At 57.8% G+C, this 16,569-nt stretch carries 16 protein-coding genes; 7 read left to right on the top strand and 9 right to left on the bottom strand.

The window, feature by feature from the left end; translation table 11 throughout:
* The first annotated feature begins 2 nt into the window (after positions 1-2).
* The 6 genes from GS630_RS11265 (at position 3) to GS630_RS11240 (ending at position 6,901) form a co-directional block, all read left to right on the top strand.
* Positions 3-1,784 (top strand): acyl-CoA dehydrogenase C-terminal domain-containing protein, encoded by a 1,782-nt coding sequence (locus tag GS630_RS11265; RefSeq protein WP_171177557.1) that lies wholly within the window; start codon positions 3-5, stop codon positions 1,782-1,784.
* Between the two features lie 53 nt (positions 1,785-1,837).
* Positions 1,838-2,050 (top strand): hypothetical protein, encoded by a 213-nt coding sequence (locus tag GS630_RS11260; protein ID WP_171091078.1) that lies wholly within the window; start codon positions 1,838-1,840, stop codon positions 2,048-2,050.
* Between the two features lie 313 nt (positions 2,051-2,363).
* A complete protein-coding gene (locus tag GS630_RS11255) occupies positions 2,364-3,002 on the top strand; it encodes a glutathione S-transferase family protein (RefSeq protein ID WP_171619746.1) in 639 nt (212 codons plus the stop codon).
* An 11-nt stretch (positions 3,003-3,013) separates the two neighbouring features.
* Entirely contained in the window at positions 3,014-4,225 is a 1,212-nt protein-coding gene (locus GS630_RS11250; protein WP_171619744.1) for an acetyl-CoA C-acetyltransferase, read from the top strand.
* A complete protein-coding gene (locus GS630_RS11245) occupies positions 4,225-4,707 on the top strand; it encodes a cupin domain-containing protein (RefSeq protein ID WP_171619742.1) in 483 nt (160 codons plus the stop codon). Before GS630_RS11250 ends, GS630_RS11245 begins: the two co-directional genes overlap by 1 nt.
* The gene (locus GS630_RS11240; RefSeq protein WP_171619740.1) at positions 4,700-6,901 is read left to right on the top strand and encodes a 3-hydroxyacyl-CoA dehydrogenase NAD-binding domain-containing protein; all 2,202 of its coding nucleotides are present in this window, start codon (positions 4,700-4,702) and stop codon (positions 6,899-6,901) included. Before GS630_RS11245 ends, GS630_RS11240 begins: the two co-directional genes overlap by 8 nt.
* 56 nt (positions 6,902-6,957) lie before the next feature.
* Here the strand turns inward: GS630_RS11240 and GS630_RS11235 are convergent, their stop codons facing one another.
* Together GS630_RS11235 and GS630_RS11230 are read right to left on the bottom strand one after the other, a co-directional pair.
* A complete protein-coding gene (locus GS630_RS11235; protein WP_348540071.1) occupies positions 6,958-7,731 on the bottom strand; it encodes a Hint domain-containing protein in 774 nt (257 codons plus the stop codon).
* Between the two features lie 226 nt (positions 7,732-7,957).
* Positions 7,958-8,893: a DMT family transporter gene (locus GS630_RS11230; protein WP_171619738.1), complete on the bottom strand. Its 936-nt coding sequence runs from the start codon at positions 8,891-8,893 to the stop codon at positions 7,958-7,960.
* 146 nt (positions 8,894-9,039) lie between these two features.
* Between GS630_RS11230 and GS630_RS11225 the strand changes: the two genes are divergently transcribed.
* Positions 9,040-10,053, top strand: a complete 1,014-nt coding sequence (locus tag GS630_RS11225; RefSeq protein WP_171619736.1) for a hypothetical protein — start codon at positions 9,040-9,042, stop codon at positions 10,051-10,053.
* Positions 10,054-10,059: 6 nt separating this feature from the next.
* On the opposite strand, the gene upp is transcribed toward GS630_RS11225, so the two are convergent.
* The 7 genes from upp to GS630_RS11190 form a co-directional block, all read right to left on the bottom strand.
* Positions 10,060-10,692, bottom strand: coding sequence for a uracil phosphoribosyltransferase (gene upp, locus GS630_RS11220; RefSeq protein ID WP_171619734.1), 633 nt, complete (start codon positions 10,690-10,692; stop codon positions 10,060-10,062).
* On the bottom strand, positions 10,689-11,675 hold the full coding sequence (locus GS630_RS11215; RefSeq protein WP_171177571.1) for an adenosine deaminase: 987 nt from the start codon (positions 11,673-11,675) through the stop codon (positions 10,689-10,691). The genes upp and GS630_RS11215 overlap by 4 nt, the downstream gene beginning before the upstream one ends.
* Positions 11,672-12,883 carry a phosphopentomutase gene (locus tag GS630_RS11210; protein WP_171619732.1) on the bottom strand — a complete coding sequence of 404 codons (1,212 nt, stop codon included), beginning with the start codon at positions 12,881-12,883 and terminating at the stop codon, positions 11,672-11,674. The genes GS630_RS11215 and GS630_RS11210 overlap by 4 nt, the downstream gene beginning before the upstream one ends.
* On the bottom strand, positions 12,880-14,187 hold the full coding sequence (locus tag GS630_RS11205; protein WP_171177575.1) for a thymidine phosphorylase: 1,308 nt from the start codon (positions 14,185-14,187) through the stop codon (positions 12,880-12,882). The genes GS630_RS11210 and GS630_RS11205 overlap by 4 nt, the downstream gene beginning before the upstream one ends.
* Before the next feature lie 3 nt (positions 14,188-14,190).
* Entirely contained in the window at positions 14,191-14,583 is a 393-nt protein-coding gene (locus GS630_RS11200) for a cytidine deaminase (RefSeq protein WP_171177577.1), read from the bottom strand.
* A 91-nt stretch (positions 14,584-14,674) separates the two neighbouring features.
* Positions 14,675-15,778 carry a cupin domain-containing protein gene (locus tag GS630_RS11195; RefSeq protein ID WP_171177579.1) on the bottom strand — a complete coding sequence of 368 codons (1,104 nt, stop codon included), beginning with the start codon at positions 15,776-15,778 and terminating at the stop codon, positions 14,675-14,677.
* Positions 15,741-16,445 carry a hypothetical protein gene (locus GS630_RS11190; RefSeq protein ID WP_171712028.1) on the bottom strand — a complete coding sequence of 235 codons (705 nt, stop codon included), beginning with the start codon at positions 16,443-16,445 and terminating at the stop codon, positions 15,741-15,743. The genes GS630_RS11195 and GS630_RS11190 overlap by 38 nt, the downstream gene beginning before the upstream one ends.
* Positions 16,446-16,569 lie beyond the last annotated feature (124 nt).

Below are 16,569 nucleotides of genomic sequence, written 5' to 3'. Positions count from 1 at the left end.
ACATGCCCGTTTACAACGCGCCAACCAAAGACACGCAGTTCATCCTGCATGACGTTCTGAAAATCTCGCAGTCGGATGTGCCCGGCTATAACGAATTGGAAGCCGAATTTACCGGCGCGGTTCTGGAAGAGGCTGGCAAGGTTGCCACCAACGTACTGCATCCGCTGAATGTCGTGGGTGACACAGAAGGGTGCCGGTTGGAAAACGGTATTGTGTACACTCCTACCGGTTTCAAAGACGCCTTCGAGCAAATGAAGGAAGGTGGCTGGACTGGCCTCGACATGCCGGAAGAATATGGCGGCCAGAACATGCCTTATGTAATTGGCACCGCCGTCGGCGAGATGTTCTCAGGCTCCAACCAGGCATTCACCATGTATCAGGGCCTGACCCATGGCGCGGCCTCGGCCATCCTGGCGCACGGGACTGACGAACAGAAGAACAAGTACCTGCCAAACATGGTCAGCTGTGAATGGACCGGCACCATGAACCTGACCGAGCCGCATTGCGGCACCGATCTGGGCCTGATGCGCACCAAGGCCGAACCACAGGGCGATGGCAGCTACAAGATCTCGGGGCAGAAGATTTTCATCTCGTCCGGCGACCATGACATGGCCGACAACATCGTCCATCTGGTGCTGGCCAAGATTCCCGGCGGCCCCGAGGGCATCAAGGGCGTGTCGCTGTTTATCGTGCCAAAGTTCATTGTCAACGAAGACGGCACACCGGGTGAGCGTAACGGCGTCTCTGTCGGCAAGATCGAAGAGAAAATGGGCATCCACGGCAACTCGACCTGCGTCATGAACTATGACGAGGCCACCGGTTGGCTTTTGGGCGAAGAACACAAAGGCATGCGCGCCATGTTCACCATGATGAACGAAGCGCGTCTTGGTGTGGGGATGCAAGGTCTGGCACAGGCCGAGGCCGCGTACCAGAATGCTCTGGAGTACGCCAAGGACCGCCTGCAAGGTCGCGACGTAACCGGCGTGAAGAACCCGGACGGTCCTGCCGATCCGTTGATCGTACACCCTGACATCCGCCGTAACCTGATGGACCAGAAAAGCTTTACCGAAGGGGCGCGGGCGTTCATCCTGTGGGGCGCGACGATGCTCGACAAAGCGCACCGCGCGGGTGACAAGGACGCGGATGGTCTGATCTCGCTGCTGACCCCGGTCATCAAGGGTTTCCTGACGGATCAGGGCTATGACATGACCGTACAAGCTCAACAGGTCTATGGCGGCCATGGCTACATTGAAGAATGGGGCATGTCGCAATATACCCGCGACGCCCGTATCGCGATGATCTACGAAGGCGCGAATGGCGTTCAGGCGCTTGACCTTGTCGGCCGCAAACTAGCGCAGGATGGCGGCAAGCACGTCATGGCATTCTTTGAGATGGTCAAAACATTCTGCAAGGAAAACGGTGGCAAGGACGAAGCATATGACAAGGCCTTCATCGAACCGCTGAAAGCTGCATCCAAGGACCTGCAAGCCGCTGGCATGTACTTCATGCAGGAAGGTATGAAGAACCCGAACAACGCGCTGTCAGGTTCGTACGACTTCATGCACATGTTCGGTCATGTCTGCCTGGGCCTGATGTGGGCGCAAATGGCAAAAGCCGCACAGGATGCGCTGGACCGAGGTGCGTCGGACAAAGAGTTCTACGAAACCAAGATTAACACCGGCCGCTTCTACATGGCTCGACGCTTGCCTGCGACGGCGATGCACCTTGCGCGCATCCGGACAGGCGCGGACACGGTCATGGCACTGGACGCAGCGAATTTCTGATCTCAATCTTGGCTCAGGCAAAGCTGCCCAAGCCCGCACCCGGAGGAGAAAAGATGCCAAAACGCTTTCGCCTGACCCGCCGTTTTCCCGTCGCCATGACGGAAGACGGATATCGCAAACTCAAAGCCTTCGCGCGTGAGGCCGGTTTGGACGAAGGTGAAGCACTGTCTTTTCTGTTCGAAAATTTCAACAGCGTGATTGATGAGGAAAACCTGACCCATCGCTTGCGGATTTTCAACTCTGAACTTGAAGCGCGAAAGCGGTGACGTCGGAACGCCAAGTCTATGGCACACACAAGCCAACCGATCACTCCGCCTCCGGCGGCCGTATTTGGAACAAGAAGAAGATATGGATGCGCGTCCACCCCGCCATCCGGGAACTGATCTCACTAGGTGGCACTCAGCCGGGACGGCGGGGCTTCTCCTCGTACGGTCATCGGCTCGGCAGCCTGTACCGCAAGAGGACGAAACCGCATTAACCTTAAGAAACCGTTACGAGAAAAGTGTAAACCCGCCCTTCTTCTCGTTTCAAATACGGAACTACCGACCGATCCACAAACGCCACGGGAGGGGCGATTGAATGACCATAAAGCTGCATTGCTTCGGAGAAAGCGGAAATAGCTACAAGGCCGCACTCGCTCTTGAAATGTCCGGGTTGGACTGGGAACCGGTCTTTGTCGACTTTTTCAACGGTGCGACGCGCACCCCGGAGTTTCGCGTCGAAGTGAATGAGATGGGCGAAGCGCCTGTCCTGATCGACGGTGATTTTCGGACCAGCCAGTCCGGTGCCATTCAGGCTTACGTGACCGAGAAGTCCGGTAGATTCGGTGGCAAGGATCGGGATGAGAACTACGACATCCTGCGCTGGGTTTTGTGGGACAACCACAAGCTCAGTTCAATGGCCGGGCTGACGCGGTTCCTGATCAATTTCCTGCCCGAACAGCACCGAAACCCGGACGTAATTGCTTTTAACCAGGGGCGCCTGAAGGCAGCTTACCAAGTGTTGAACGCCCATTTGGACGGTCGCGACTGGATCGTCGGCGACGGCGTGACAAACGCTGATCTCAGCTGCTGCGGCTACCTTTACTATCCCGAACCATTCGGCTTTGACCGCGCCGACTGGCCCCATATCGACGCTTGGCTGACCCGGTTATCCGAGCAGCCCGGCTGGAAACACCCCTATGACCTGATGCCCGGCAACCCGTCGGATCGAGCTTAAGGAGAAGACCCATGACCGAAGCTTATATTTATGACGCCCTGCGCACCCCGCGCGGCAAGGGCCGTAAGGATGGCAGCCTGCACGAGGTTACCTCGGTGCGCCTGTCCGCCCTCACCCTGAACGCGATGAAAGAACGCAATAACCTTGAAGGCCACGCCGTCGAGGACGTGATCTGGGGCAACGTCACGCAAGTGATGGAACAAGGCGGCTGTTTGGCCCGCTCGGCGGTTCTGGCCTCGGACCTGGATCAGTCGATCCCAGGACTGGCGATCAACCGCTTCTGCGCCTCAGGCATGGAAGCCGTGAACCTGGCGGCAAACCAAGTCAAAGGCGGCGCTGGCGATGCTTATATCGCTGGCGGTGTTGAGATGATGGGCCGTGTGGCTATGGGCAGCGACGGCGCGGCGATTGCAGTTGATCCTTCGCTGGCAATGGAGACCTACTTCGTTCCGCAGGGTATTTCAGCGGATATTATCGCTACTGAGTATGGCTTTAGCCGCGACGACGCAGACGCGCTGGCCGTCGAATCGCAACGGCGTGCGGCAGAGGCCTGGGAAGACAACCGGTTTGAGAAATCCGTCATCAAGGTGACTGACCAGAACGGCCTGACCATTCTCGATCGCGACGAATACATGCGCCCCGGTACTGACATGCAGAGCCTCGGCGCGCTGAACCCGTCCTTCCAGATGATGGGCGAGCAGATGCCCGGCTTCGACAAGGTGGCGATGATCAAGTACCCGCATCTGGAACGGATCAACCACATCCACCACGCGGGCAACAGTTCGGGCATCGTGGACGGCGCGGCGGCTGTTCTGATCGGCAACAAAGAGTTCGGTGAAAAATACGGCCTCAAGCCGCGCGCCCGTATCAAGGCAACCGCCAAGATCGGCACCGATCCGACCATCATGCTGACCGGCCCGGTTCCGGTGACCGAAAAGATCCTGGCCGACAATGGCATGAAGATCGGCGATCTGGACCTGTTCGAAGTGAACGAAGCATTTGCCTCGGTCGTGCTGCGGTTCCAGCAGGCATTCGACGTCGATCCGGCCCTTGTGAACGTGAACGGCGGCTCGATCGCGATGGGTCACCCGTTGGGTGCAACCGGCGCGATGATCATCGGCACACTGCTGGATGAGCTTGAGCGTCAGGACAAGGAAACCGGTCTGGCCACGCTTTGTATCGCGTCCGGCATGGGTGCAGCAACGATTATCGAGCGGATCTGATGCCTAAGCTGGATCTCTCTCAGATCTCGTTCAAGGGTGGCTCGTCCTATCCTGGCAAGCTGGCTGAGGCGGTCGGAGGCCGTTTCAAAAAGGGCGTTGGAGATGCGGGTGGGCTGACCCAGTTCGGGGTCAACATCGTGCGGCTTGAGCCACAAGCTCTGTCCTCGCTGCGTCATTACCACATGGAGCAGGACGAGTTTGCCATCATGCTCAGCGGTACATGCGTGCTGATCGACGACGATGGAGAGCATGAGATGCAGCCCGGTGATTGCGCCGCCTGGCCCGCCGGTGAAGCCAACGGCCATCACCTTGTGAACAAAACCGATGCGCCTGCGACCTTTCTGGTGGTGGGCACTCGGACCCCGACCGAGACCTGTTTTTACAGCGACTTAGACATGATGGTGAAGGATGAAGGGAACACCTTTACCCGGAAAGACGGCAGCCCGCTGACGGCTGACCAGATTGGAGATGACAATGACTGATTTCACTCTGAGCAAAGACGCGGACGGCGTCGCATTCGTGACCTGGGACGCCCAGGGCAAATCCATGAACGTGCTGACCCGCGAGGCGTTTCAGGAGGTCAGCCAACTGATCGATCAGGCCCTGAACGATGATGAGATCAAGGGGATCGTCATCACTTCGGGCAAAGAGGGCTCGTTTGCAGGCGGCATGGACCTGAATACGCTGGCCACCATTCGCCAGGAGGCGGGTGAAGAACCGGCGCAAGCGCTGTTCGATTTCGTCATGGGTGGCCACCACATTCTGCGCAAGCTGGAATTGGCAGGTATGGACCCCAAGACCAAGAAGGGCGGCAAGCCTATTGCCTGCGCAATCAACGGCACATGCGCCGGGATCGGGACCGAGATCGCCCTTGCCTGCCATCACCGCGTGATGACCGACAACCCGAAATCCAAGATCGGTCTGCCCGAAATTCTGCTGGGTATCTTCCCAGGAGGCGGCGGGACAATGCGCTATAGCCGCATGGTTGGTGCGATGGCGGCGGCTCCCGTCCTGCTGGAAGGCAAGATGATGGACCCGAAGAAGGCTAAGGGTGCACAGCTGATCGACGCAGTTTCAGATGACCCGGTTGCTGCAGCCAAGGAATGGGTTCTGAACGCCAAGGATGCCGATTTGGTAAAGCCTTGGGACGCGAAAGGCTACAAGATGCCCGGCGGCGCACCTTACCACCCTGCTGGCTTCATGACCTTCGTGGGTGCAAGCGCGATGGTGAACGGCAAGACGCAGGGTGCGTTCCCGGCGGCCAAAGCTCTGCTGAGCTCGATCTATGAAGGCGCATTGGTTGACTTCGACACCGCCCTGAAGATCGAGGCGCGGTGGTTCACCAATGTCCTGATGAACCCGTCTTCGTCGGCCATGATCCGGTCGCTGTTCCTGAACAAGGAAGCGTTGGAGAAAGGCGCTGTGCGTCCCAAGGATGTACCAGATCAGCGCGTTAAAAAGGTCGGCGTTCTGGGCGCGGGCATGATGGGTGCCGGTATCGCTCTGGTTTCCGCTCAGGCCGGGATGGAGGTCGTATTGATCGACCGTGATCAGGCAGCCGCCGACAAGGGCAAGGCGTATAGCGAAAGCTATATGGACAAGGGCATCAAGCGCGGCAAAGCCACGGCTGAGAAGAAAGAAGCCCTGCTGGCCCGCATCACCGCGACCCCCGATCTGGAACATCTGAAAGGCTGCGATCTGATTATCGAAGCCGTGTTCGAAGACCCCGGTGTGAAAGCCGAGATGACCAAGAAGGTAGAGGCCATCATCCCCGAGGATTGCATATTTGCCTCGAACACTTCGACGCTGCCGATCACAGATCTGGCGAAAGCCTCGGTGCGGCCCGAACAGTTCATCGGCATCCACTTCTTCTCGCCGGTTGAGAAGATGTTCCTGGTCGAAATCATTAAGGGCAAGGAAACCGGTGATCGCGCGGTAGCAAAGGCGCTGGACTATGTGCGCCAGATTCGCAAGACGCCGATCGTGGTCAACGATGCGCGCTTCTTCTATGCCAACCGCTGCATCATCCCCTATATCAACGAAGGTGCGCGCATGATCACCGAGGGCGTCAGCCCGATTCTGATCGACAACGCCGCGCGTCAGCTTGGCTTCCCAGTTGGGCCGATCCAACTGACTGATGAAACTTCGATTGATCTGGGCGCCAAGATTGCCCGCGCCACCAAGACGGCCATGGGCGATGCCTATCCCGAAAGCCCCTCGGACGATCTGATCTTCTGGATGGAGGAACAGGGCCGACTGGGTCGCAAGGCCAATGCGGGTTTCTTCGACTATGACGACAAGGGCAAGCGCGTCGAATATTGGAAGGGTCTGCAAGACAAGTACCCGCTGGCCGCCGAGCAGCCTGACCTGATCGAAGTCCAGGAACGCCTGATGTTCGCGCAGGTGCTAGAAGCGGTGCGCGCGCTGGAAGAAGGCGTTCTGGAAGACATCCGTGAAGGTGACGTGGGTGCTATTCTAGGCTGGGGTTTTGCGCCTTGGTCCGGTGGCCCGCTCAGCTGGCTGGACATCATCGGCACACCCTATGCGGCCGAGCGGTGCGATCAACTGGCCGCAACCTACGGCGAGCGCTTCACCTGCCCGCCGCTGCTGCGTGAAATGGCCGAAAAAGGTCAGAGCTTCTATGGCCGCTTCAATCCCGAAGCAAAAGCCGCTTGAAACAATGATGCAGGCGCGTGAAACCACGCGCCTGCATCGTTCTTGTCAGTGTTTGGTTAGATCTGCCATTCGGGCCGCAGGAACAGAACCGGCGCGTTCGGGCGCCCCGGTCGACCAGGCCGCCTGACCCCAGATGGCGGGCGGATCGGAAATATCGGGTCCTGCGGAATGGGCGCAGGCAGTGCACCCAATGGGTTTGCTAGGGCCGACATGTCGCCCTTGATAGCAATCGAATTGACAAGGTCTTCTGCGGCAGTCTCGTCCACGACCTTGTATGCTTGCACTTGGGCTGTCCCCCGCATCGAAAAGCGACCCGAAGGGCAAAACGCTTGCAAGCCCCCTTCGACAAAGATCACCTGATCCTCGTCAAAGAACAGCGAACTGACTTCAAAAGATGATCCCGGAGCTTGAGACATCATGCGCCCAGCCCCATTCAGAACACGTGCGGGCACCACCGAAATTCCTTCGGCCCCTTCATCAATCTTGGACAAGCTAAGTGCCATACCTTGTTCAGGCATCAACCAAACTGGTCGCCCGTTAAAGGCAGCACGGGCCGGTACAAAGATCGGCAGATATTCAGCGCGCCGCTCATCTGCTGGAATGACCACGGTACTGGTCGAGATGCGGCGCACCTCTTTGAAACCGTGGTCGAGTGTTCGAACCAGATCACCTACAGCGATCCGTTCGACTGGCTTCCAGCCACTGGTGGTGGCAATCTTCGTGCCCTGCAAAAATCCGCCACGGCGCGCGTTCATCGCGTGACTTGGATTGATTGGCTCAAACTCGGGCGATTGATTTAGATAAACAGAAATACTCGTAACTTCAGACACGTGCCGAACCCCCTTTGGCACAAATTGGTTATGCCCAATAGCTAGCACCAAAAAATGAAGGCTGTCTTATTTCAGACATAATTGCGCCTGATTTGAGCAATATTTGCCCCATCCCCTTGTATTTTTGTAAACATTCACTCCGTAAATTCGAGCTTTTTTGCCATTTCTGAAACGAAAGACCCGTGCGGGCTGTGGCGAATCCTCGCCATTCGGCCCTTTGTGAGCGTTAGGCCATCTCTTGCAAGGAGGAAGAGCGTTTAGCCCGCCATCCCAACAATGCGCCCGCCAATGCGATCAAGGCAATGCCCGAAACTTGCATGACGCCGATGGACTGCCCAAGTGCTACAAAAGCAAAAAGCGGGCCAAAGATCATGACTGAATACTCGAAGACGGCCACGTAAGATGGCTCACCCACCTGATACGCCTTGATCAACATGAAGACCGCGACGGTCGAACCAACGGCCTGGATACCGATCCAAAGCATCGCAGGTCCGAATGCCCAAACCCAGCCCCGCGTGACAAAGCCTTCCGGTCCGTCAGGGGTGTCAACAGGGGAAAGCGTGAAAGCCATGGCGCCAATCGCTCCGGTTGTACCCAGTGTGATAACCATGGCCGCCAACATGGCCACCGTGCTTTCTGACGAGCAATGTGTGCGTGTCAGGATCGAGCCCAACGCATAGAAAAAACCGGCCACAACCGGCAACAGCGTCCGCGTATCAAAGTCGCTCGGGTTTGGCTGCAGCACCAACAAAATACCGGTGAAGCCCATCAGAACGGCCAGAATGCGCCAGGGGCCAATCGTCTGCCTGAGCGCCAGAGATGAAATCAACAGCACGAAGATCGGCGACGTGAACAATCCTGCCAACGCTTGCGCAATGGGCATCATCGCCAAAGATGCAAAATAGCACAGCATGGCGACCGTCATCAAAACACTACGTAAAATGACGGGTCTCCAACGGCGTGGGCGCAGCCGACCCAAACCCACAACAGAAAGACCGACGATCAATGGAAACATCAGCAAGGCACGGGTCAGGTGGAACTGCCACAAGCCAACCGTTTCGGCCAACAGCACCACCACATTGTCGATCACGCCAATGATCGCCATGGAGCCAATCATCAAACCCGAAGCCAAAACCGGCGAAGTTGTTGAATGATCCTGCATGTAAGTGCCTCGATTGCGATCAAAGTTCTGGGACTTTTTCTTGTCGGGTATCCAGCACATTTTGCTTTAGCTGCGCAACAGGTTTGCGCCTAACGAATGCACCATGCTAAGCTGTAGCAAAACAATTCTGAGCAGACCCCATCAAGATGACGGCCCTGAAAAAGTACCAGCGGATCGAAGCCACCGGTCTGTGGCGCCCTTCGCCCGATGAACAGCGGCGAGAGGTTGTGGTATCGATCGGTGAAGCCACTCTGACGATTTCCGACTTCAATGACAGGGCCTTGACCCATTGGTCTTTGGCTGCACTGGAACGACAGAACCCAGGGTCTTTTCCGGCCGTTTTCAACCCCGACGGCGACCCGGACGAAACGCTGGAACTGGCGGAAACCGAAACCACTATGCTGGACGCCATTGACCGCTTGCAACGCGCCATTGATCGCGCGCGCCCGCACCCCGGTCGTCTGCGGTGGTTGAGTGTCGGGGGCGTTGTTGTCGCTGTATTGGCCCTGCTGCTGTTTTGGTTGCCCGGCGCATTGCAGAGCCACGTCGTTTCCGTCGTTCCTCAGGTAAAACGGCAGGAAATCGGTGAGACCATACTGCACAGGATCGAACGTGTCTCAGGGCGCGCCTGTTCTTCGGTGGATGCGCAGGGGTCGCTGGATCGGCTGGCCAAGCGGACTGGTGTACGCCAGATCATTATCCTGCCTGCAGGCGTACAGGACAGTCTGAGCCTTCCCGGCGGCACGGTTGTGTTGAACAAATCGTTGGTGGAAGACTATGAAGACCCTGCCGTCGCCGCGGGTTATGTCATCGCGGAACGCGCCCGCATGGAACAGACGGACCCGCTTGATGATCTTCTGGATCGAACCGGTGCATCTTCGGCCTTCCGTTTGCTGACAACCGGCGGACTGACGCCTGCCATCATCGACAACTACACCGAACAAGTTGTATCAGACCCTCGGCCTTCGCTTTTGGATGACCAGCTTTTGGCGGTCTTTGCACAAGCCGCCCTGCCCTCGACGCCTTATGCATATGCCCGAGATATAACAGGTGAAACTGTCTTGGGACTGATCGAGGCGGACCCGATGGCGGGTCGCACCCTTGAACAAGTTTTGCCGGACCGCGACTGGGTCCGACTTCAGAACATTTGCGGCGAATAATCAGGCTTATTTGGTGCCGAACATGCGGTCGCCCGCATCGCCCAGGCCCGGCATGATATAGCCTTTCGAGTTCAACTCGCGGTCCAGTGCAGCGGTGACAATATGCACATCCGGGTGCGCTTCTTTCATTCGCGCCACACCTTCGGGTGCCGCCAGCAGGCAAAGGAAGCGGATATCCGTTGCGCCCGCCTCTTTCAGCAGATCAATGGCAGCGGCCGAACTGTTGCCGGTGGCCAACATCGGATCCACGGCAATGACCAAACGGTCTTTCAGGCCTTCGGGTGCCTTGAAATAGTACTGTACGGGCTTCAGGGTTTCTTCGTCGCGATACAGCCCGACAAAGCCAACGCGCGCGGAGGGCACAAGTTCCAAAACCCCATCCAACATCCCATTTCCTGCGCGCAGGATTGACACCAAAGCCATCTTCTTGCCCGCTAGGATCGGGGCGTCCATCTCTTCCATCGGCGTTTCGATATGGCGCGTGGTCAACGGGATTTCGCGCGTGACCTCGTAAGCCAGCAAAAGCGTAATTTCGCGCAGCAACTGCCGAAACTCAGCCGTTGAGGTGCCCTTGTCTCGCATGAGCGTCAGTTTGTGTTGAACCAAAGGGTGATCGACGACGGTCAGGTATTCGCTCATGATGTCTCCAGTCTTTTCTTGACCCGCGTACGGGTATCTTCATCGCAGAAGGCCGCGTTCAGGGCCATCTCATTCAGTGTCGCAAAATCCTCGGCCTCCCAGCCGAAAGCTGCGTTCAACATCTCATACTCCCGCCGCATGGTCGTGTGAAAGAACGGAGGGTCGTCTGTGGACACCGTGACCTTTACGCCTGCGTCGCGTAAGCGTGCGATCGGATGCGCTGCAAAATCCGGGAAAAGGCCCAGAACCACATTCGACCCTGGGCAGACTTCAAGAGTGATGTCCCGATCCACCAATTCGCGAACAAGGTCGGGGTCTTCGATGGCGCGAACGCCGTGACCGATGCGTTCGACCCCCAGATCACGGATGGCATCGCGCACGCTGTCAGGGCCACCGAACTCACCCGCATGTGTGGTCAGACGCAGACCGGCTTCGCGCGCACAATCGAAGGCCCATTTGAAATCACCTTGCGCACCGATGGATTCGTTCCCGCCCATACCGAACCCGGTGATCCAGTCGCCAGCGGTCTCAGCTGCACATTGGGCGCTGCGCTTGGCCTGTTCGGGGCCGAAATGGCGCACGCAGGTGATCACGCCCCTCAGCGTAATGTCAAACTTGCGCTCGGCCTCGTCTGCGGCATCCTGGATGGCGTTCAGATAATCGCACCACGCGTGCAGATCGCCGCCACCGCAGAAATCCGGGCTGAGAAAAGTCTCGGAATAAACCACACCATTCTCGGCGCTTTCTTCCAGAATGGCCAAAGTGAGCCGTCGAAAATCTTCGGGCGTTTTCAAAACTTCGCAAGCGGCCTCGTACACGCTCAGGAAATGCGCGAAGTCGCGGAAATCATAAGATCCGTCCGACTTGAAGATACCGCCCAGGTCCACGCGCTTTTCATGCGCGAGTTGACGGATGAATGCCGGAGGCGCTGCGCCTTCGTGATGCAGGTGCAGTTCGATTTTTGGAAGGTCGGCGACGTTCATAAAAAGTTCCTACCCGGCCCTTGCGCCGGAATGTTCAGGTGATGAGCAATGCTGGCGGCGACATCGGCAAAATCCACTTGTCCGATCTTCCCCGCGCCCCGCCCTGCAATCAGAACCGGCACCTGTTCACGCGTGTGATCCGTTCCGGTCCAGCTGGGGTCATTGCCATGATCGGCGGTCAGCAGCAACAGGTCTCCAGGGCGGAGTTTCGCCAGAATCTTCCCGATTTCCCGGTCGAACCATTCAAGCGCGCGGGCATAACCGCTGATGTCGCGGCGATGGCCATACAAACTGTCGAATTCTACGAAATTGGCGAAGGTCAGACTGCCGTCTTCCGCCTCGTCCACGAGATCAGACAGGTGCTGCATCAATTCGGCATCAGATCCTTTGCGCAGCGTGTCGATGCCCTGCATCGAAAAGATGTCGCCGATCTTGCCCACGGCGTGCACCTTCCGTCCCGCATCCTGTGCCCAATTGGTCAGCACTGGTGCGGGCGGCAAAATAGCGAAATCCCTGCGATTGGTCGTGCGTTCAAAGCCAGTCTCTGGCGTGCCGATAAAGGGGCGCGCAATAACACGACCCACTTTCATCTCATGCAATCGCGGCGCGAGCGTGCGGCACATGTCCAGCAGCCGGTCTAGCCCGAAGCTTTCTTCGTGGGTAGCGATTTGAAACACGCTGTCGGCAGAGGTGTAGCAGATCGGCCAACCGGTCCGCATGTGCTCGGCACCCAACTCGGCGATGATCGCAGTGCCCGAAGCGTGACAATCCCCAAGGACGCCTTCGGTCCCTGCCGCTTCAGCCGCGGCACGGCTCAGGTCCGCTGGAAAGGCTGGAACCGTCTCTGGAAAATAATGCCAGTCCCACGGCACTGGCAGGCCTGCCAGTTCCCAATGGCCCGAGGGCGTGTCCTTGCCGGGCGAATGCTCGCGCGCGCAGCCCCACAGGCCGGTGGGTTCTGCGCCCAACCCCGGAATTTCGTCCCCGGACGCCAAGCGCACAGCCGCACCCAGACCCAATGCGTCAAGATGCGGCAAGGTCAAATTGCCTGATCGCCCGCCTTCTGCCCGCCCCTCGGCACAAGCCTGTGCGATGTGGGCCAGAGTATTCGCCCCTGTATCCGGAATACTGCCATTGAAGAACTGACTGGCATCAGGTGCACCGCCTATACCGACGGAATCCATGACAACAAGGAACGCGCGGGTCATACGCTGATCCTTTCGCGCACCAGATCAGGAACCGATGGAGGTGTATCGCTGATCGTAATAGCGCTGAGAACGCTTTTTGCAGCCCGAAGCGCGGCGTCCTCCCGTGCTGAATGGATTACAGCGATGGGTGCCCCTTTGGATACACGATCCCCCAGCCGGAGAATACCAGAGATCCCAACCGCTGGATCGATCTGGTCGCTTTCGACCTGACGACCACCGCCCAGCGCCACCACGGCAAGACCCAGCGCTTCTCCGTCGATGGCCGAGACGTAACCATCCCTGGGGGCGGGAACCTCTTGGATGACGTTGGCCTCTGGCAGGAACCGGGCCCAGGTTTCGACAAACTGTACGGGGCCGCCGACCGCAGCCATCATGCGACCAAACCGTTCTGCGGCGCGCCCGTCCCGGATGACTGCGGCGATCTGTTCGCGTCCTTCCGCGACCGACCCGCACATTCCGGCATCCGTCAACAATACCCCTCCGAGCTCGGCAGAGATGTCTGCCAACGGTGAAGATTGCGATCCGGTCAGGACCTTCATAACTTCTGCAATTTCCAAGGCATTGCCCAACGCGGGGGCCAGTGGCTGGTTCATATCCGTAATCACCGCCGACGTCCGGCACCCCGCCGCGTTTGCAGTCTCGGTCAATGCTGTGGCAAGCTTTTGAGCATCTTCCATCGTTTTCATGAAGGCACCGCTGCCGACCTTGACGTCAAGAACCAGTGCGTCCGGGCTGGCCGCCAATTTTTTGGAAAGGATCGAAGCCGTGATCAGGTCCAAACTTTCGACAGTCGCGGTTACATCACGCACCGCATAAAGTCGCTTATCGGCCGGAGCGATCTGCCCCGTTGCGCCAACAATGGCAGCACCGGTTTCACCCAAGATCTGTGCAAGACGATCTTGCCCGATCTGCGTGCTGACGCCCGGTATCGCCTCAAGCTTGTCCAGTGTCCCGCCGGTGTGCCCCAACCCACGGCCCGAGATCATTGGAACATATGCCCCGCATTCCGCCAGCGCCGGAGCAAGTACAAGGCTAACGCTATCCCCGACTCCGCCGGTCGAGTGTTTATCGATCACCGGCCCGTCGACATCCCAAGTAAGCACATCACCGCTGTCGCGCATCGCGACTGTCAAATCCGCGCGCCCCTGCGGGCCCAAACCGCCCATGCAGACGGCCATGGCAAAGGCCCCGGCCTGCGCGTCGCTGACACTGCCATCGGCCAGCCCCTGTGCAAACCAGATCAATTCTTCGCGCCCCGGCACCTCAAGCCTGCGCAGCTTTGCAATGATCGAACGGGCATCCATGCGTCAGACATCTTCCATATGAGAGGCATCAAACGCGCCAGGCAGCAATTCTCCGATGGTGGTTTCGAACTCGGCACCATCCACGGTTGCCAAAGTGACTTTCACATCACGCTTGCCGAACTCGGCCAGTTTCTGTCGGCAACCACCGCAAGGCGGCACGGGTTGCGGGCTCGAGGCGACCACATAGACCTCAGTGAGGTGCTGTTCGCCTGAGGCAACCATCGCGGCAATCGCACCGGCCTCGGCACAGGTGCCTTCAGGGTATGCGACGTTCTCGACATTGCAACCAGAATAAATCTGACCCGAGGAAGACCGCAGCGCCGCGCCTACCTTGAAGTTCGAATAAGGCGCATAGGCGTTTTCCCGGACGGACAAGGCAGCGTCTTTCAGCGACATGGCGATTCCTCATTTTTGATCATCTGGTCAGAAAATTGGACCCTACCGGAAAAAGGCGGGGGAATAGAAGCCCCCTTACCTTGTTTTTCAGTCACCCCAGTGTTGTGTTGAAGGTACCGGGCAAGGTGACTTCCAGCAATTCCATATCATCCGATGGTGCGGACAAACGCGTACGCATGCCCGGTGGAATGACAAAAGCATCCCCTTGTTCCAGCCGGTAGGGTTCGCGACCTTCGCCTTCCAGCGTAACTTGGCCGTCCATCACGAAGGTGAAATGGATATCGGTGTCATGGCTGGCCCATTCCGGTTCACCCTGCCCTTTGCGCACGACCTGAACCCCGGCGACCCCCTTAGTGTTTTCGGCAATCGTTGTGTCGCGGCAGATGTAACCTGGCAAACGGAACGGCACCCATTCGGCATCCTTCGCCTGATTGTAGACAAAGCGTTGCCCCTGCCATTCCCGATCGGGACGAAAATGCGGGGTTGGGAGCTGCATGTCATGGTCGATTTCCGTGACATGTTCTGCCGGCACACCGATCTCGATGACCTGAACATTGTCGGATGCTTCCAGCACGCGATGGCGAATTTCCGGTGGTTGGATAAAGCAATCGCCAGCCGTCAGCCGCATCTTTTCGCCCTGGTCTTCATAGACCACATCGACCCAACCGTGGATGCAAAAGATCAGTTGAAACCCAACCTTGTGAAAATGCACCATGTCAGGCACGGGGCCGCCGTCTGGAATACGAATATGGCTTGCGATGATTGAACCGCCGAGCCGATCCGGCACCAGATCGCGGTAATGCATTCCGGCGCGCCCGATGATCCAAGGAGCCTGATCCTTTAGCCTACGCACCACAAAGGAATGAACCGTTTCAGGCATCACAAGCGGCGGGCTACGCTCTTCGATTTCGACACGGGTCCCGTTTGGCGCAACAAGAACCCGTTCACCGTTGGCGAAACCTTCTGGGTCATCGGTCAGAATACGCAGCGTTCCGGCGCTTTCGGGTGCATCCTTTTCGATGCGCAACCGCAAACCATGCCCTGAGAACACCGCAATGCGCGGATCGTCTGCGGGATAGATCATGTCCATCTTCATCCCCAATGTCTTTGTGTAAAAGGGGATGTCGTCACGCAGCTCTTGCGTGGGCAGGCGAAATTCAGCGTATGTCTGCGATGGCTCGGCTGTCTTGGTCATGGGGCGTTCCGTTGGATTGCGTTTTCGGCCATCCGATCAGAACAGAGGCCAAAATGCCAATCGAAAAGAACATCTCGAGCGTTTCTTCCAGAACAAAAAGCCGCACTTGCATGAGGTCAGACAAGGCACCGCTGTACAGCCCGACAAATTCTTCCAACAGCTGAGCAGTCACGGCCGCGCATCCCGCCGCAACGAACACAATCAATGACAGGTTGCGTTGCTTGAACGCACGCCACCCTGTTGGAATGCCGTGCCAGATCGCACCGCCCAGCACCAACAGGATCAGCGCAACCCTGACCCATACGATATCCAGAAACACGTCCAACCCATGAAGGATCGCAAATGGCAGACTTCCTTCGGAATAGATGTCAGCCTCTAACTCTCGCTCAGCAAGCAAAAGGCATGTGAGGCCGATATAGGCACGGGTCACGCCCCTGTACCGCCACAGCGCCGCAAGACCCGCGACAAACAAACCTGCGGCCGAGACTGTTTCTATCGGGCCGCCTTCATGGTTGAACTTTGCCGCGAACTCGGGCCACACAAGAATAACGCTGACCAGAGCACCCGCCAACAACGCTGCACCCCACAGCACCAGCCGAGCATACTGGGCACGCGACATAAAGCCGTAGGACAGGCCACCGACCTGCTTATTTAACTTGATTGTCATAACTGCTTGTTCTTGCCTGAGTGGTGTTATGGGTTGCAAAGTTGCCTATCCGTAAATGTTTTGTGACAAAAATCAAGCTTTATACACTTCACGGTTGCGACAACTCGCCGAAGTGACGCAACGT

It is taken from the genome of Ruegeria sp. HKCCD7303, from assembly GCF_013111185.1.
GTDB lineage: Bacteria > Pseudomonadota > Alphaproteobacteria > Rhodobacterales > Rhodobacteraceae > Ruegeria.
This window is presented reverse-complemented; position numbering and strand designations above follow the sequence as displayed.

What these genes read in the sequence shown, in the direction of transcription:
- GS630_RS11195 (WP_171177579.1), bottom strand. Translation starts at nt 15,778, where the DNA reads ATGACCAAGACAGCCGAGCCATCGCAGACATACGCTGAATTTCGCCTG.
- GS630_RS11190 (WP_171712028.1), bottom strand. Translation starts at nt 16,445, where the DNA reads ATGACAATCAAGTTAAATAAGCAGGTCGGTGGCCTGTCCTACGGCTTT.
- GS630_RS11225 (WP_171619736.1), top strand. Translation starts at nt 9,040, where the DNA reads ATGACGGCCCTGAAAAAGTACCAGCGGATCGAAGCCACCGGTCTGTGG.
- GS630_RS11230 (WP_171619738.1), bottom strand. Translation starts at nt 8,893, where the DNA reads ATGCAGGATCATTCAACAACTTCGCCGGTTTTGGCTTCGGGTTTGATG.
- GS630_RS11210 (WP_171619732.1), bottom strand. Translation starts at nt 12,883, where the DNA reads ATGACCCGCGCGTTCCTTGTTGTCATGGATTCCGTCGGTATAGGCGGT.
- upp (WP_171619734.1), bottom strand. Translation starts at nt 10,692, where the DNA reads ATGAGCGAATACCTGACCGTCGTCGATCACCCTTTGGTTCAACACAAA.
- GS630_RS11260 (WP_171091078.1), top strand. Translation starts at nt 1,838, where the DNA reads ATGCCAAAACGCTTTCGCCTGACCCGCCGTTTTCCCGTCGCCATGACG.
- GS630_RS11245 (WP_171619742.1), top strand. Translation starts at nt 4,225, where the DNA reads ATGCCTAAGCTGGATCTCTCTCAGATCTCGTTCAAGGGTGGCTCGTCC.
- GS630_RS11240 (WP_171619740.1), top strand. Translation starts at nt 4,700, where the DNA reads ATGACTGATTTCACTCTGAGCAAAGACGCGGACGGCGTCGCATTCGTG.
- GS630_RS11255 (WP_171619746.1), top strand. Translation starts at nt 2,364, where the DNA reads ATGACCATAAAGCTGCATTGCTTCGGAGAAAGCGGAAATAGCTACAAG.
- GS630_RS11250 (WP_171619744.1), top strand. Translation starts at nt 3,014, where the DNA reads ATGACCGAAGCTTATATTTATGACGCCCTGCGCACCCCGCGCGGCAAG.
- GS630_RS11265 (WP_171177557.1), top strand. Translation starts at nt 3, where the DNA reads ATGCCCGTTTACAACGCGCCAACCAAAGACACGCAGTTCATCCTGCAT.
- GS630_RS11200 (WP_171177577.1), bottom strand. Translation starts at nt 14,583, where the DNA reads ATGTCGCTGAAAGACGCTGCCTTGTCCGTCCGGGAAAACGCCTATGCG.
- GS630_RS11205 (WP_171177575.1), bottom strand. Translation starts at nt 14,187, where the DNA reads ATGGATGCCCGTTCGATCATTGCAAAGCTGCGCAGGCTTGAGGTGCCG.
- GS630_RS11215 (WP_171177571.1), bottom strand. Translation starts at nt 11,675, where the DNA reads ATGAACGTCGCCGACCTTCCAAAAATCGAACTGCACCTGCATCACGAA.